The organism is Pseudomonas azotoformans (assembly GCF_900103345.1).
In the GTDB taxonomy this organism is placed as follows: domain Bacteria; phylum Pseudomonadota; class Gammaproteobacteria; order Pseudomonadales; family Pseudomonadaceae; genus Aquipseudomonas; species Aquipseudomonas azotoformans.
The window spans coordinates 2,433,842-2,447,575 of sequence record NZ_LT629702.1 but is presented as its reverse complement, the minus strand read 5'-3'; the positions used below and the strand labels follow the sequence as shown (position 1 = coordinate 2,447,575).

At 62.7% G+C, this 13,734-nt stretch carries 14 protein-coding genes; 9 read left to right on the top strand and 5 right to left on the bottom strand.

Annotated elements, in window-relative coordinates; translation table 11 throughout:
• Nucleotides 1-20 precede the first annotated feature (20 nt).
• Together BLR69_RS10655 and BLR69_RS10650 are read right to left on the bottom strand one after the other, a co-directional pair.
• Nucleotides 21-1,004: a fimbrial protein gene (locus tag BLR69_RS10655; protein WP_071495945.1), complete on the bottom strand. Its 984-nt coding sequence runs from the start codon at nucleotides 1,002-1,004 to the stop codon at nucleotides 21-23.
• Nucleotides 1,005-1,027: 23 nt separating this feature from the next.
• Entirely contained in the window at nucleotides 1,028-1,693 is a 666-nt protein-coding gene (locus tag BLR69_RS10650) for a fimbrial biogenesis chaperone (RefSeq protein ID WP_232000972.1), read from the bottom strand.
• A 222-nt stretch (nucleotides 1,694-1,915) separates the two neighbouring features.
• Between BLR69_RS10650 and BLR69_RS10645 the strand changes: the two genes are divergently transcribed.
• Nucleotides 1,916-2,452: an ANTAR domain-containing protein gene (locus BLR69_RS10645; RefSeq protein ID WP_071495944.1), complete on the top strand. Its 537-nt coding sequence runs from the start codon at nucleotides 1,916-1,918 to the stop codon at nucleotides 2,450-2,452.
• 4 nt (nucleotides 2,453-2,456) lie between these two features.
• On the opposite strand, the gene BLR69_RS10640 is transcribed toward BLR69_RS10645, so the two are convergent.
• Together BLR69_RS10640 and BLR69_RS10635 are read right to left on the bottom strand one after the other, a co-directional pair.
• Nucleotides 2,457-3,653 carry a DUF1835 domain-containing protein gene (locus BLR69_RS10640; protein ID WP_071495943.1) on the bottom strand — a complete coding sequence of 399 codons (1,197 nt, stop codon included), beginning with the start codon at nucleotides 3,651-3,653 and terminating at the stop codon, nucleotides 2,457-2,459.
• Nucleotides 3,654-3,882: 229 nt separating this feature from the next.
• Nucleotides 3,883-4,959 carry an aldo/keto reductase gene (locus BLR69_RS10635; protein ID WP_071495942.1) on the bottom strand — a complete coding sequence of 359 codons (1,077 nt, stop codon included), beginning with the start codon at nucleotides 4,957-4,959 and terminating at the stop codon, nucleotides 3,883-3,885.
• Between the two features lie 131 nt (nucleotides 4,960-5,090).
• Between BLR69_RS10635 and BLR69_RS10630 the strand changes: the two genes are divergently transcribed.
• The 7 genes from BLR69_RS10630 (at nucleotide 5,091) to BLR69_RS10600 (ending at nucleotide 10,819) form a co-directional block, all read left to right on the top strand.
• Nucleotides 5,091-5,768: an ABC transporter ATP-binding protein gene (locus tag BLR69_RS10630; RefSeq protein WP_071495941.1), complete on the top strand. Its 678-nt coding sequence runs from the start codon at nucleotides 5,091-5,093 to the stop codon at nucleotides 5,766-5,768.
• On the top strand, nucleotides 5,765-6,556 hold the full coding sequence (locus BLR69_RS10625; RefSeq protein WP_071495940.1) for an ABC transporter permease: 792 nt from the start codon (nucleotides 5,765-5,767) through the stop codon (nucleotides 6,554-6,556). Before BLR69_RS10630 ends, BLR69_RS10625 begins: the two co-directional genes overlap by 4 nt.
• 112 nt (nucleotides 6,557-6,668) lie before the next feature.
• Nucleotides 6,669-7,289, top strand: coding sequence for a glutathione S-transferase family protein (locus BLR69_RS10620; RefSeq protein ID WP_071495939.1), 621 nt, complete (start codon nucleotides 6,669-6,671; stop codon nucleotides 7,287-7,289).
• 182 nt (nucleotides 7,290-7,471) lie between these two features.
• Nucleotides 7,472-8,392 (top strand): LysR family transcriptional regulator, encoded by a 921-nt coding sequence (locus tag BLR69_RS10615; RefSeq protein ID WP_071495938.1) that lies wholly within the window; start codon nucleotides 7,472-7,474, stop codon nucleotides 8,390-8,392.
• Nucleotides 8,392-9,276, top strand: a complete 885-nt coding sequence (locus BLR69_RS10610) for a LysR family transcriptional regulator (RefSeq protein ID WP_071495937.1) — start codon at nucleotides 8,392-8,394, stop codon at nucleotides 9,274-9,276. Before BLR69_RS10615 ends, BLR69_RS10610 begins: the two co-directional genes overlap by 1 nt.
• Before the next feature lie 79 nt (nucleotides 9,277-9,355).
• Nucleotides 9,356-10,288, top strand: coding sequence for a pyridoxamine 5'-phosphate oxidase family protein (locus BLR69_RS10605; RefSeq protein ID WP_071495936.1), 933 nt, complete (start codon nucleotides 9,356-9,358; stop codon nucleotides 10,286-10,288).
• 108 nt (nucleotides 10,289-10,396) lie between these two features.
• Nucleotides 10,397-10,819: a RidA family protein gene (locus tag BLR69_RS10600; protein WP_071495935.1), complete on the top strand. Its 423-nt coding sequence runs from the start codon at nucleotides 10,397-10,399 to the stop codon at nucleotides 10,817-10,819.
• Here BLR69_RS10600 and BLR69_RS10595 read toward each other — a convergent pair.
• A complete protein-coding gene (locus tag BLR69_RS10595; protein ID WP_071495934.1) occupies nucleotides 10,794-12,281 on the bottom strand; it encodes an aldehyde dehydrogenase family protein in 1,488 nt (495 codons plus the stop codon). The genes BLR69_RS10600 and BLR69_RS10595 overlap by 26 nt on opposite strands.
• Before the next feature lie 236 nt (nucleotides 12,282-12,517).
• On the opposite strand from BLR69_RS10595, the gene BLR69_RS10585 reads away from it, so the two are divergent.
• Complete coding sequence (locus tag BLR69_RS10585) at nucleotides 12,518-13,687, top strand: p-hydroxyphenylacetate 3-hydroxylase oxygenase component (RefSeq protein WP_071495933.1); 1,170 nt, start codon at nucleotides 12,518-12,520, stop codon at nucleotides 13,685-13,687.
• Nucleotides 13,688-13,734 lie beyond the last annotated feature (47 nt).

The following is a 13,734-nucleotide window of genomic DNA, read 5'->3' as shown; positions in this document are numbered from 1 at the left end:
AGACGATCCTTAAAAACCACTTACTTGTAATACATATCCACCACCACTGCGGCATCGAACGCACCGGGAATCGGCAGGGTGCGCCATTTCAGGTCGGCACGGAATTCATCGTGACTCTGGCCCAGCCCCATCAGCTCCTGGAGCGTGAACCAGTTGTTGAATGGCAGTTGCTGCTGGCTCTCGGCGCGGGACAACGAGATACCCACCGACGGGTTATTGTCCGGCACCAGCAAGCCATTGGTCACACTGCCGCCGCCCGCGGTGGTCGCGAAGCGCGCGCTGACGGTGTAAGGCGTGTCGCAGCCCTTGCGCAGGTTCAGGCTGAAGTTCGCCGTGCTGGCGACTTCACCGATCGACGCTTTGCGTGACGGTGTCGGGAAGTTGACCACACTGGGGGTGATGGTCAGCTCCGGCGTGCAGGGGACGAAGCGGATGCCATTCATTCCGGTCACCACATAGTTGAAGTTACTGTTGGGCCGTGAGTTGAGGCCGCGCACTCCGTCCAGCTGGAATACCCGGTAAGAGCTGAGTGTGCTGGCCTGGCCACTGGGGGGCGTGGGGTCGTACTTTTCGATGAACACGCTGAAGTTGAGGGTAAAGCGCGCTTTGTCCCAGCCCACGCAGTTGGACAGGTTGCAGCCACGGTCGGAAAAGAACCCGGTGCCGACCTTGCCGGTGCTCTGGGTAATCGGCTGGTTGTTGTAGCGGATGCCTACGCGGATGCCGGTGCCGATGCTCACACTGGCCGGGTTGACGTAGAAGTACACCTCTTCGCGGCCATGGTTGTAGTCGTCCTTGCAGATCACATTGGTTGAGCGTGGGCCTGACTCCCAGATGATGGTGCCGTTGGGGGCGTCGGCCGCCACTGCCAGTGCAGTGCCCAGCGCCTCCTGGGTGATGATCGAACCGGTGCCGTCCTCGCGGCAGGCCAACGCATGGCTGGTAGCGGGCAGGGCGGCGCACGCCGACAGCAGCATCGGCAAAAATCGGTTGGTCAGTGACATAGGTGCGTATACCCCGTGGTCTATCACTTGAGCACCGCACGGTGGCGGGCCTGCAAGCCGATATCGGTGATTTCGGTGAAGTGGAGGGTGGTGCCTTTGAGCAGCACGCCCGGCGCGTCCAGGGTTTTACGCTCATGGGGTTTGAGCAGCAGGTAATCGCTGAGCGTCTGGCTGTCGGTCTGCACATTGACCAGTGACAGGTGGAAGGCGCTGGGGTTGTTGACCGTGACCGTATCCCCGTCGGTGTTCCATACCAACTGCTGTACCGCTTGCGCCGAGCCGCCCTGGAGCGCAGGCGGGCGATAGAACAACTTGAGCCGTTGACGGATCGCAAATTGCACGCTGTTGGCGTCTTGCGATTTGAGCGGGATCTCCATGATGTTCAGCCAGAACAAGGATTCGCGGTCCGTGGGCAGGCCTTCGCCGGCATACAGGATGCGCAGTGCGTGATGTTCGCCGGCGCCCAGGCGAACCAGGGGCTCGGTGGTGACAAAAGGCACATCGCCGCCGGCGGGCTCGTTCTCACCGCTGATCCACGTCTGCACCACCACATCGCGGGCGGCCCGGTTGACCACGCCGATGCTGGCGCCTTTGTCCTGACCCCTGTAGATCAGGCGCGTGCCTTCGATCGTCAGCGCCGCACCGGCCGGTGGTGCGAGGGTCAACAGTGCGCCGGCTAACAGCAGCATGCGGAGTAAAAACATGAACACAGAGGGGTTCCATCGCGGCGTTGGGAGACGCGGGCCATGGTAGGAGGTGGATGACGGGAAGGCTTTGAGGCGATTCTTAAAAGAGTCGGAGTGTCCGGCATTGCCATTTCAGAATCGCCTTAAAGTCAGGCTTCGCCCCGGACGGTTACCTTGATCGTCGTTGAATGATCGACGTTGATGCCCAACTGTCAGGTTTACCCTATGCCCAATAAAGCGTTACGCCTGCTGATTGCCGATGCCGACCTTATGCAGCGGATCAAAATCGAGAAGATGCTCAACCAGCTGGGCTATTACCGCATTGCCCCACTGAGTTCGTTCGACGAGTTGCAAGCGTTGACGCGCTCCGAAGGCGTGGCGTTCGACCTGTTGATCATCGACACCGCACTGGTGCGCTCGCGACAGGTGAACCTGTTGAAGTACTGCAATGACAATCCGCTGATTCGCCATACGCTGATCTACGACGGGCAATGTGCGCAGAGTTCGCGGGTGTCGGTGTCGGTGAGCCAGACCCTGCACTTGTCGTTGTCGCAATCGCCGGACTTCAACTCGTTGCGTCGCTGCATGCAGATCGTCGACCCGGCTCATGACCTGCCGGCAGCGCAGAGACCGACGCTGCGCGCCGTTGATACAGACGGCGCGACACCCCGTGCGAGCACGCTCTCGATTGCCACGCGAACCACCTACCAGGGCGACCCGGCGGTGGTCGCGTGTGCCATCGGCTTGTCACCCAAGCGGTGAGATGTCAGTTACGCCAGACCGGTACGTTGTCTTCGCCTAGCGTCCAATGCGGGCGACCGGCTCTCAGGCATACACCGCCGACCCAGCGCTCATGACTGGCATGGTCGAGCCAATAAGCGTCGCCGCTCAGCACTTGATGCCCGAAAGACGTGAGCCTCAACTCGCGCAGTGGCCAGTCCTTGTGCGTATCGGTCTCTGTGATCAAGGCTGCATCGCTGTCAATCAAGGGCCGCAACAACGCATGGAACATCATGTCTCCCAGGAACGGCAGTGGCTCGCGCTTGGCCATCAACTCGGCAAACACACGGCCGAAGGGGGTTGGCCCGGCTTCGGCGAGGTACGTCAGGGCCAGGCGCTCGGTCAGCGATAAGCCGTCACGCCGACCTGGCAGTTCCTGCAACTGGCGCAACAACGCCGGGGCCAGCAAGGGCAGGACGGGATGCTTGCCGTGGGCCAATTGTGCCCACTGTGCAGGCGAGCTATCGCAATACGCCGTCCAGGCCTGTTTGGCCAATTGCACTGCGTCATCTTCGATCAGTCGACGCTGCGGCCAAAGCCAGGCCAGCACGTCCGGGGCCAACTGGCCGATACCAATAAACCGTTGCACGCCGGGAATGCGATCAACCTCAATCAGTTCCAGCTTGCGCGGGGCCTGCTCAAGGCCGGCCAACGCGCATATCAGGAACAGTTGGTCATAGGCATCCGCTTCGCACCACAACACGTTGTGTTCGGTGTTCGCCAAGGCTTCAAGCTGCGTATATTCATCGGCGACGCGGTGCGCGGCTTCGGCTTCGTTGATGGCAAAGGCCTGGCTGATGAATGCGCTGCGCATTGCGCGAAATGCTGCGTCGGGCACGTCGCGAACCGGGCCCATGCACAGGGGATCGGTTAGCATCCGGAACTGCCCTTTGAACCCCGCCAGTTGCAGGCTGTGCGCAATATCGTTACCGCAGCGCCAGTGGGTGGTGCGGGCTTCATCGCTGGCGGCAAAATCGGGGTGGCGGGCGGCGAAGTCGATGGCATCGACATGGGCCTTGAGCTTCGGCCAACTGCTGAAACCCAGCTGCCTGGCGATTTCCCATTGGGCCTGGGACAAGGTAGCGTTCGGGTCTTGGGCTTTGAGGCGCGGCAGCAGTTCCTTGGCGCGCTTGCGCTGTTGCTCAAGGTTGAGACGGCCATCGGTGTTGAAGGGCTGGGACATACGATCTCCTTGCACAAACCTTTTCCGCTTCAAGGTGGGGAGTCGTAGAAAAAAGAGGATGTTGCAGTGTCCTGGGCGCAGCCCTTTCCGCGGAAGGTGGCGTAGAGAGCGCCAGGCAGGGAATATAGGCAGTGCTGCGTTCGTTTGCAAATCAGTGTTGCGCGTCTGGCGTGTGATCAACCCAATGGGAAAAGGCAGCCTTTAGCGAAAGCGAAAGGCTGCCACGGCATTACTTGTCCTTGCGCGCATCCATGGTCTTCTGATGCTCAGCCAAAAACGGCTGCTCTGCCGGATCAAAGCGGTCGATCCCGGCGGTAAAGCGATGCCAGTAGGGGTACAACGGCTGGCGACGCGTCACGGCTTCGATGCGTGAAGATTGTTCCTGGGTCAGTTTCAACTCAGTCGCAGCGAGGTTGTCGCGCAAGTGTTCTTCAGTGCGAGCGCCGATGATCAGCGAAGTGATCCCCGGTCGATCCTTGAGCCATGCCAGGCACGTGCGGGCTACCGAGACACCGTGCTCATCACCGACCGCCGCAAGGGTTTCGATGATATCGAGCGCCCGCTCCTGATCATGCACATAGGGTTCCGGCCAACCGCTGCCCTGGCGGGTGTTGGCGGGCGGCTTGCGGCCACGACGGGTCGACCCGGTCAACAGGCCTTCGCCCATCGGGCCCCACACCAGTGTGCCTACCGACTGGTCCAGCGCCAATGGCAGCAGTTCGTACTCGGCTTCGCGGGATTCCGGGGTGTAGTAGATCTGCTGGGTGATGGGCTTGAGCATGCCGTGCAGTTCGGCCTTGCCCAGGGTTTTCATCATCTGCCAGGCGGTGAAATTGCTGGTGCCGAAGTAGCGGATTTTTCCCGAGCCCACCAGCAGCCGTAGCGCTTCGAGGGTTTCCTCGATGGGGGTCATGCCGTCCCAGTTGTGCAGTTGGTAGAGGTCGATGTGGTCGGTGCCCAAGCGTTTCAAGCTGGCTTCGCACGCGCGAATCAGATGGTAGCGCGAAGATCCGGAATTGTTGGGGTTGTTGTCCACCGGGCTGCGGCCCTTGGTGGCCAGCAGGATACCGTTGCGCTTATCTCCCAAGGCTTGGCCGACGACTTCTTCGGCCAGGCCGTGGGAGTAGAGGTCGGCGGTGTCGACCATGTTCACACCCGCGTCGAACGCGATATCGAACATGCGTTTGGCCTGGGGCACATCCACCGATCCGCATTGCTCAAACTCGGCGCGACCGCCAAAGGGCACGGTGCCCAGGATGATTTCGGATACCAGCAGGCCGGAATGGCCCAGTTGTCGGTATTGCATGTCGCCTCCTCGGTAACGTTGAACCTAGAGTTCTGAGCCACACCGGATGCGATAGTTTGAATTTTTTGAATGAAATCCCGGCGAGTGTGCCTCACCATTGCGTCATTCTGATTGAGAGGAACACTGTGTCCATGAGCGCACTGATCGAAACCCGCGCCCTCACGCGCCTGGACGAGCGCCGCCAGGTGCCGTTGCTCCAGCCCACCGATTTCAGCCTGCAGGCCGGCGACCGGGTGTCGATCACCGGCTCATCCGGCTCCGGCAAAAGCGTGTTCCTGCGTGCGCTGGCGCTGCTGGACGCGCCCACGTCCGGGCAGGTCCTGTGGAACGGTCAGCCGATCGGCAACGCGCAGATTCCCCACTACCGCTGCCATATCAGCTACCTCTCCCAACGCCCGGCGCTGCTCGACGGCACGGTGGAAGACAACCTGCGCTTCCCCTTCAGCCTCAACACCTCGCGCAAGCGCAGCTTCGACCTGGGGGCGGTGACCGCACTGCTGGGCCACGCCGGCAAGACGCCGGACTTTCTGGCCAAGCGCGCCGCCGACCTGTCGGGCGGTGAGTCCCAGGTGGTTTCGCTGATCCGCACCCTGCAACTCAACCCCGAAGTGCTGTTGCTGGATGAGCCCACCGCCGCCCTCGATCCCACCTCGTCCCGCGAAGTGGAAGCGCTGATCGATGCCTGGTTTGCCGGTGATCGTTCCCGTGCCTGTATCTGGGTCTCCCACGACCTGGACCAGGCCCGGCGCATGAGTGACATCCACTTGCAGATGAGTGCGGGTGTGTTGAGTGGAGCGGCCCAGCCATGAACTATCAAAATCTCACCGCGCTGGACATGGGCATTGCCGCTTCGCTGATCCTGATCAATGGCGCGCTGTCGCTGCTGTTGCGCCTGGGCCTGGGCCGCCAATTACTGTGGGCGGCGGTGCGCACCGTGGTGCAACTGCTGGCCATCGGTTACCTGTTGGGCTGGGTGTTCGAGTTCGCCTATTGGTACGTGGTGCTGCCGCTGATGTGCGCCATGACCCTGATCGCCGGCCTCTCCGCCGCCGGGCGTGGGCGGCGGACGTACCGGGGCCAGCGGGTCGACAGCATCCTGTCGGTGTGGGGCAGTTCGTGGCTGGTCACCGCAGTGGGCCTGTTTGCGGTGATCCGCACCCACCCCTGGTACGAGCCGCAGTACGCGATCCCGATCCTCGGCATGATCCTCGGCAACACCTTGACCGGCGTCTCCCTGGGCATCGAGCGCATGACCCAGGAACTCACCTCGGGGCGCAACACCATCGAGATGATCCTGGCTCTCGGCGGCTCACGCTGGGAGGCCGCGCAGGAAGCCATCCGCCAGGCGGTGCGTGCGGGGATGATCCCGACGCTGAACCAGATGACAGTGGTCGGCATCGTCAGCCTGCCCGGCATGATGACCGGGCAGGTGCTGGCGGGGGAGAGCCCGGTGGACGCGGTGCGGTATCAGATCGTGATCATGTTCCTGATTGCCGCATCGTCGGCGTTGGGCACGGTGGGGGCGGTGCTGCTGACCTATCGGCGGTTGTTTTCGGTGAGTCATCGGTTCCTGAGGGACAGGCTCGAGGAGCGCTGAGCGGTATTGTTGCATCGGATGAAATGCTCGATTGTAAATCCTGGTGATTCCAACGGCCGGGGCAGCGGTGGAGTATGCGGGGCGTCGATACCCCCTTCTTTTGGAGCCTTTCATGATCAAACTCTATGGTTTCCCGTTGTCCGGCCACTCCCACCGCGTGGAGTTGATGCTGTCCCTGCTGGGCCTGCCGGTGGAGTACAACCTGGTGGACCTCAAGCAGGGTGCCCACAAGGCCCCCGACTATCTGGCCACGATCAACAGCTTCGGCCAGGTGCCGGCGATTGATGACAACGGTGTGGTGCTGGCCGACTCCAACGCGATTCTGGTTTACCTGGCGAACACCTACGGCAAGGGCCAGTGGCTGCCGGGTGACGCTGTGGGACAGGCGCGGGTGCAGCGCTGGCTCTCGGCGGCCGCCGGTCAACTGAGTGCCGGGCCTGCGTCCGCGCGGCTCGCCACCGTGTTTGGTGCCGAGGTCGATACCGTCGCCGCCATTGCTCGTTCCCATGCCCTGTTGAAGCTGGTGGAGGCACAACTGAGCCAGAGCCGTTTCCTGGCCGGCGAGCAGCCCTCTATTGCTGATATTGCGTTCTACACCTACGTGGCCCACGCACCGGAAGGCAATGTGTCGCTGGCCGACTACCCTCAGGTGCGCGCCTGGCTCGCCAGCATCGAAGCGCTGCAGGGGTTTGTCGGCATGCCACGCACAGCGGTGGGCTTGCAATCCCATTAACGCAAACCCTATGTAGTGAGCGAGCTTGCCTCGCGCTGGGCTGCGAAGCGGCCCGGAAACCGGCCTCCACGGACTGTCTGGAAAAAAGCGGCGGCCTAGTTGGGGCTGCTGCGCCGCCCAGCGCGAGGCAAGCTCGCTCACTACAAGGAGCAGGTACATAGAGGTGTTTGAGAGGAGTGCCGATGGATCGATTTCATGAAATGCAGGTGTTCCTGGCGGTGGCCGAGGAGGAGGGCTTTGCCGCCGCCGCACGCCGCCTGAACACCTCGCCGCCCAGCGTCACGCGGGCTATCGCCGCCATGGAGGAGCGCATCGGTACCCAACTGCTGGCGCGCACCACCCGCAGCTTGCACCTGACCGAAGCCGGCCAGCGTTACCTGGAAGATTGCCGGCGCATCCTGGCGGAGCTCGATGAAGCCGAGGAAGCGGCGGTGGGCAGTTACTCCATCCCCTGCGGTCACCTGACGGTCACCGCGCCGGTGCTGTTCGGCGAGCTGTATGTGGCGCCGGTGCTGGGGGACTACCTGGACCGCTTTCCGTTGGTGAACATCAATGCGTTGCTGGTCGACCGCGTGGTCAATCTGGTCGACGAGGGCGTCGATGTAGCGGTGCGTATCGGCCATCTGCACGAGCCGGGGCAGCAGGCGATCAAGGTCGGCGAAGTGCGCCGGGTGGTGTGCGCGTCGCCGGCCTATCTTGACCTGCATGGGCGGCCGGAGCATCCGTCGCAGCTGCGTGAGGCCAAGATCGCCACGTCATCGTCGAGCCAACTGGTGAGTGGCTGGGAGTTTGTCGACGCCGGCCAACCCTTGACCGTGCCCATCGAACCGCGTCTGGTGGTCACGGCGAACAATGCCGCGATCAACCTGGCGCGCCTGGGCTGGGGCATGACGCGGGTGTTGTCCTACCAGGTCGCAACGGCTGTAGCGGCAGGCGAGCTGGAGATTGTCCTTGAGGCGTATGAGGCCGAACCGTTGCCGATCCAGGTAGTGTTCCAGAAAAGCAGCCGCGTGCCGGCCAAGATCAATACCTTTGTCGACTTCCTCAGCCATCGCCTGGGCCAGGACACCGCCCTGAACCCGGCGATGAAGCGGCGCGGTTGATGGAGCGCTATCGCGATATGCAACTGTTCGCCGCACTGGCCGGGCACTCGAGCCTGGCCGGCGCGGCGCGCAGTGTGCAGGTGTCCGGGCCGACCCTGGTCCGTGCGGTGGCCCGCCTGGAAGCGCGGCTACGCGTGCGGTTGCTTGAGCGCAGCACGCGCGGCGTGAGCCTGACCGACGCTGGCAACGCGTACCTGGCCGATTGCGTGCGCCTGCTCGCCGCCGTGGATGCCGCCGAAGCCTCGGCCAAAGGCTTGCATGTGCAGGCCCAGGGCAACCTGCGGGTGTTTTTGCCCTTTCTGTTCAGCCGCTATGTGATGGCGCCGGTGTTGGCCAACTACCTGGACCGTTATCCCGAGGTGAGCCTCGCGGCGCATTACCACGACTATTATCCAAACCTGCACGAAGAAGGGCTGGACGTGGCGATCCTCGTCGGTGAACTGCCCGACTCGTCGTTGATCGCCCGGGCGGTGGGGCAGGTGCGGCCTATCCTTTGCGCCAGTCCCGGCTATCTGGCGATTCACGGCGAACCCCAGTGCCCGGCGGATCTCAAGCAGCATCGGCTGATCGCCAGTGCCGATCAGGTGCATTGGGATTTCCAGGGCTATCAACTCAAGGCCCGTGCCCGCCTTGGCTGCGCCACGGTGCAGGGCGCGATCAATGCGGCGGTGCATGGCGCGGGGGTGATTCGCTGCCTGAGTTACCCGGTCCACGAGCATCTGCAGAATGGGCAATTGCGCCGCCTGTTGCCGGGTTTTGAACAGCCGCCATTGCCCGTGCACGTGGTGTATCGCCAAGGCCGCAACGCACCGATGCGCGTGCGCAGCTTTGTCGACCACTGCGTGGCGGCGCTGCGTGAACACCCGGCATTTCAGCTGGCGTAACAGTGGATTGCCTGGCGTGGTGATTCCCTCGGTGGCGGGCAGGGCGCAGCATCGGGTTATCCAACATGAGGTGCTTGCCATGAACCTGATCGAACAATCTCCCTGGCATGCCGGTGAACGGCTCATGCAAGAAGCTGTGGGCGTCGCCGAGCGCATGGCCGTGGTCGGGCCCAAGGTGATCCGTGATCACTTGCCCGAGCAGCATCGGGATTTCTACCCCTTGTTGCCCTACCTGATGTTGGGTGTGGTGGACGAGCAAGGCATTCCCTGGGCGACGATGCTTGAAGGTGCGCCGGGCTTTGCCCACTCGCCGGACCCACAGACCTTGCAGGTTGATAGCTTGCCATCCGCGACCGACCCTGCCCGCAATGCCTTGCGTCAGGGGGCAGCCGTCGGCCTGCTGGGGATCGACCTCAACACCCGCCGCCGTAACCGCATGAACGGGCGTATTGAAGCGCTTGATCACGAAGGTTTTTCGGTCAATGTGGTGCACACGTTCGGCAATTGCCCCAAGTACATTCAACTGCGGCCGGTAGATGCCGTCGCACGCAAACCCGGTAGCGTGGCCGAACGTTCCAGCAGCCTGGATGACGCGGCCCAAGCGCTGATCCGCAACGCCGACACCTTCTTCGTCGCCAGCTATGTCGAGGTGGATGGCCAGCGCTCGGTGGACGTTTCCCATCGCGGCGGCAATACGGGTTTTGTACGGGTCGAAGGCAACGTGCTGACCATCCCTGACTTTGCCGGCAACCTGTTCTTCAACACCTTGGGTAATTTGCAGGTGAACCCGGTGGCGGGGTTGTTGTTTATCGATTTTGAATCGGGGGATGTGCTGCAGGTGGCTGGGCGTACTTCACTGATCCTCGACGGCCCTGAAGTGGCGCTGTTCGAGGGCGCCCAGCGCTTGTGGACGGTCACCGTGGAACATGTCGTACGCCGCCCGGCGGCGTTGGCGTTGCGGTGGCAGTTCGCGGAGTTTTCGCCGTTCAGTCTGGCGATGGGGAGTTGGTAGTCTGTCCCGCCCCTCGATGATCCCCGATATGTTGCGGGATGTTGAACCGCCGGATTGAACGATTGCTTTGGGTTAGCCTTGTTTTCCTACAAACAACAAGGAAGTGTCATGCAACGGAAGGTCATTAATCCCACAACGGTATTCAACGCCCTGCAATACGGCTTCAGCCAGGCCATGGAAGTGCCGCAAGGCCGGCGCATCATGCTGTCCGGCCAGGTCGGTGTGGATGCTGACGAGCGCACCGTCGGCCCGGGTATTGCGCAACAGACCGCCGCCGCTTTGGACAACATCGAAAAGGTGCTGGCCGAGGCCGGCGGTGATCTGTCCCATGTGATCATGTTGCGGCTGTACATCGTCGAGTCCGCCCGTGACCAGCAGGAGCCGATCGCGCAAGCGCTGCGCGAGCGCTTCCCGCAGGACCCGCCGCCGTCTTCGTGGATTATCGTCAGCGGGTTGTCGTTGCCGGATTGGTTGATCGAGATCGAGGCGGAGGCGGTTGTTCCGTTCAGTACCGAATCATCACCGACTTGAGCTCGGTGTAATCCTCGATGAATGCACTGCCAAACTCCCGACCAACCCCCGAAGAGCGATTGCCGCCAAACGGCACTGCTGGGTCGAGCAGTGTGTGCATGTTCACCCACAACGTGCCGGCCCTGATCGCCGGCACCATGCGCAGGGCCTTGCCCAAGTCATTGGTCCACAGGCTGGCGCTGAGGCCGAAGGGGCCGTTGTTCATCAGCGCGAGCAGCTCGTCTTCACTGTCGTAGGGCAGGAAGGTAGCGATGGGGCCGAAGGTTTCTTCGTTGAGCAGGGTGTCGTTGATGCTGTTGGCGAGGATCACCGTGGGTTCGACGTAGCAGCCGGGGCGGTCGATGAGTTTGCCGCCGTGGATGATCCGGTTGTTTTCGGCGCGGGCCTGGCTGAAATAGCCGAGCAGTTTGAGTTGATGCTGATGGTGGGTAACCGGGCCGAATTCGGTGCGTTCGTCCAGCGGTGAGCCGATGGTGAGGCGGCTGAGGCGCTGGCTGAGTTTTTCCAGCACTGCGTCGAGCTGCGAGCGGTGCACGAAGAATCGTTCGGCCGCCGCGCAGATTTGCCCGGAATGCAAAAAACCGGCTTCGATGATGCCGTCCACCGCTTTGTCTACGTCCATGTCGCGCAGGAAGCCGGCGGCGTTCTTGCCGCCCAGTTCCAGGGTCGCGCGGGTGAGGCCGGCGCCCATGGCGCTGCGGCCCACGGCGATGCCGGTGGGCACCGAACCGGTGAAGGACACCTTGTGCGTGCCGGGGTGTTCCACCAGGCCTTTGCCGACGTGGCCGCCGCCCGTCAACACGTTGAGCACACCCGCTGGCAACCCGGCTTCGATGGCCAGTTCGGCGATGCGCAGGATCGTCAGCGGCGTGAATTCGCTGGGCTTGATGATGATGCTGCAGCCGGTCACCAGTGCCGAGGCGAGTTTCCATATGGCGATCATGGTCGAGAAATTCCACGGCACAATGCCCACCACCACGCCCACCGGTTCGCGCAGGGTGAACGCGGTGTAGCGTTCGCCATTGAACGAGGGCAGCGACGGGGTGAGCGTCTGGCCGCTGATCTTGGTCGCCCAGCCTGCGTAGTAACGCAGGAAATGCGCGGCCTGGTCGACCTCGAACGCACGGGCAATCTGGATGATCTTGCCGGACTGGCAGGTCTCGATCTGCGCCAGTTCTTCGCGGTTGCGTTCCAGCAGGTCGGCGAGCTTGAGCAGCACATTGCCGCGTGTCGCCGGCGCAGCCTGGGACCACAACTGGAAGCCCCGGTTGGCGGAGTCTACGGCCGCATCGATATCCGCCAGATCGGCATCGGCGACCTGGGCGATCACCTCACCGGTGGCCGGATTGGTCACCGCCAGCGTCTGGCTGGAATGGCTGCGGACGTTGACGCCTTCGATGAACAGCCCATGGGGTCGACGTAAAAACGCTTCGACGTGAGGCAGCAGCGGGATATCACTCATGGCAGGTTCCTGGCAGTTCACAAAAGAAAACCCGAGGGTAACCAAGCCGCCCAGGCCTGGCTTGACTGTGCCTGCCAGGCGTCATGCCTGTGGCTGCCGCGCCTGTGAAAAGTACAACCTTGCCTGTGGAACGTACATTTTCCACCCGCCCGACCCGTTCGATACTGGCCCTGCATCCAGCGCTGCCCCTCGACTCGGAGTGCCAGCCGGACTTCCAATAATAAGCAGGGCCGTCCATGAAAAAGCCAAACCCGCTCCTCGAAGACCTCAAGCCCCTCCTGCCCCAGATTGCGGCAAATGCCACGCGTGCCGAACAACAACGCCAGGTGCCGGATGAGAACATCGCTTTGCTCAAAAGCATCGGCTTGCACCGTGCCTTTCAACCCAAGGCCTTTGGTGGCCTGGAACTGTCGTTGCCCGAGTTCGCCGACTGCATCGCCTTGCTCGCCGGCAGCTGTGCCAGTACCGCCTGGGCCATGAGCTTGCTGTGCACCCACAGCCACCAACTGGCGCTGTTTTCGGCCCGGTTGCAGCAGGAAATCTGGGGCGAAAACCCGGATGCCACCGCCAGCAGCAGTATTGCGCCGTTCGGGCGTGTGGTGGAGGGCGAAGGCGGTGTGCACTTCAGCGGTGAAATGGGCTGGAGCAGCGGCTGTGATCACGGCGAGTGGGCGATTGTCGGCTGCCGTCGACAGAATGCCGAAGGCACCCAGGATTACTGCTTTGCCGTGCTGCCGCGCAGCGACTACCAGATCCGCGATGACTGGTTCGCCGCCGGCATGAAAGGCAGCGGCACCAAGACCCTGATTATCGACAATGCCTGGGTGCCCGAGCACCGGATCCAGAAGGCCAGGGACATGATGGAGGGCAAGTCCGCAGGTTTCGGCCTCTATCCAGACAGCCAGATTTTCTACGCGCCGTACCGCCCGTATTTCGCCAGTGGATTTTCCACCGTCAGCCTCGGCGTGGCCGAGCGCATGCTGGAGGTGTTCCGCGAAAAAACCAAAAACCGCGTGCGTGCCTACACCGGTGCCGCCGTCGGTGCGGCCACGCCCGCCTTGATGCGCCTGGCCGAATCCACCCACCAAGTGGCTGCCGCCCGCGCATTCCTCGAAAAGACCTGGCAGGACCACGCCGAACATAGCGCCGCGCACCGCTACCCGAGCCGCGAAACCCTGGCGTTCTGGCGCACCAACCAGGCCTACGCCACCAAGATGTGCATCGAAGCGGTGGACCGCCTGTTCTCCGCCGCCGGTGGCAATGCCTGGTTCGAACACAACGAAATGCAGCGCCTGTTCCGCGATTCCCACATGACCGGCGCCCATGCCTACACCGACTACGACGTCTGCGCGCAGATCCTCGGCCGTGAGCTGATGGGCCTGGAGCCGGACCCGAGCATGGTGTGACCCGTTCTTCCACTAAAACAATCAGGGCGTCCGTTCGAGGGCGCCCG

Bases quoted from the DNA above. Each gene is read 5' to 3' on its own strand.
- BLR69_RS10655 (WP_071495945.1), bottom strand. From the start codon at position 1,004: ATGTCACTGACCAACCGATTTTTGCCGATGCTGCTGTCGGCGTGCGCC.
- BLR69_RS10650 (WP_232000972.1), bottom strand. From the start codon at position 1,693: ATGCTGCTGTTAGCCGGCGCACTGTTGACCCTCGCACCACCGGCCGGT.
- BLR69_RS10645 (WP_071495944.1), top strand. From the start codon at position 1,916: ATGCCCAATAAAGCGTTACGCCTGCTGATTGCCGATGCCGACCTTATG.
- BLR69_RS10640 (WP_071495943.1), bottom strand. From the start codon at position 3,653: ATGTCCCAGCCCTTCAACACCGATGGCCGTCTCAACCTTGAGCAACAG.
- BLR69_RS10635 (WP_071495942.1), bottom strand. From the start codon at position 4,959: ATGCAATACCGACAACTGGGCCATTCCGGCCTGCTGGTATCCGAAATC.
- BLR69_RS10630 (WP_071495941.1), top strand. From the start codon at position 5,091: ATGAGCGCACTGATCGAAACCCGCGCCCTCACGCGCCTGGACGAGCGC.
- BLR69_RS10625 (WP_071495940.1), top strand. From the start codon at position 5,765: ATGAACTATCAAAATCTCACCGCGCTGGACATGGGCATTGCCGCTTCG.
- BLR69_RS10620 (WP_071495939.1), top strand. From the start codon at position 6,669: ATGATCAAACTCTATGGTTTCCCGTTGTCCGGCCACTCCCACCGCGTG.
- BLR69_RS10615 (WP_071495938.1), top strand. From the start codon at position 7,472: ATGGATCGATTTCATGAAATGCAGGTGTTCCTGGCGGTGGCCGAGGAG.
- BLR69_RS10610 (WP_071495937.1), top strand. From the start codon at position 8,392: ATGGAGCGCTATCGCGATATGCAACTGTTCGCCGCACTGGCCGGGCAC.
- BLR69_RS10605 (WP_071495936.1), top strand. From the start codon at position 9,356: ATGAACCTGATCGAACAATCTCCCTGGCATGCCGGTGAACGGCTCATG.
- BLR69_RS10600 (WP_071495935.1), top strand. From the start codon at position 10,397: ATGCAACGGAAGGTCATTAATCCCACAACGGTATTCAACGCCCTGCAA.
- BLR69_RS10595 (WP_071495934.1), bottom strand. From the start codon at position 12,281: ATGAGTGATATCCCGCTGCTGCCTCACGTCGAAGCGTTTTTACGTCGA.
- BLR69_RS10585 (WP_071495933.1), top strand. From the start codon at position 12,518: ATGAAAAAGCCAAACCCGCTCCTCGAAGACCTCAAGCCCCTCCTGCCC.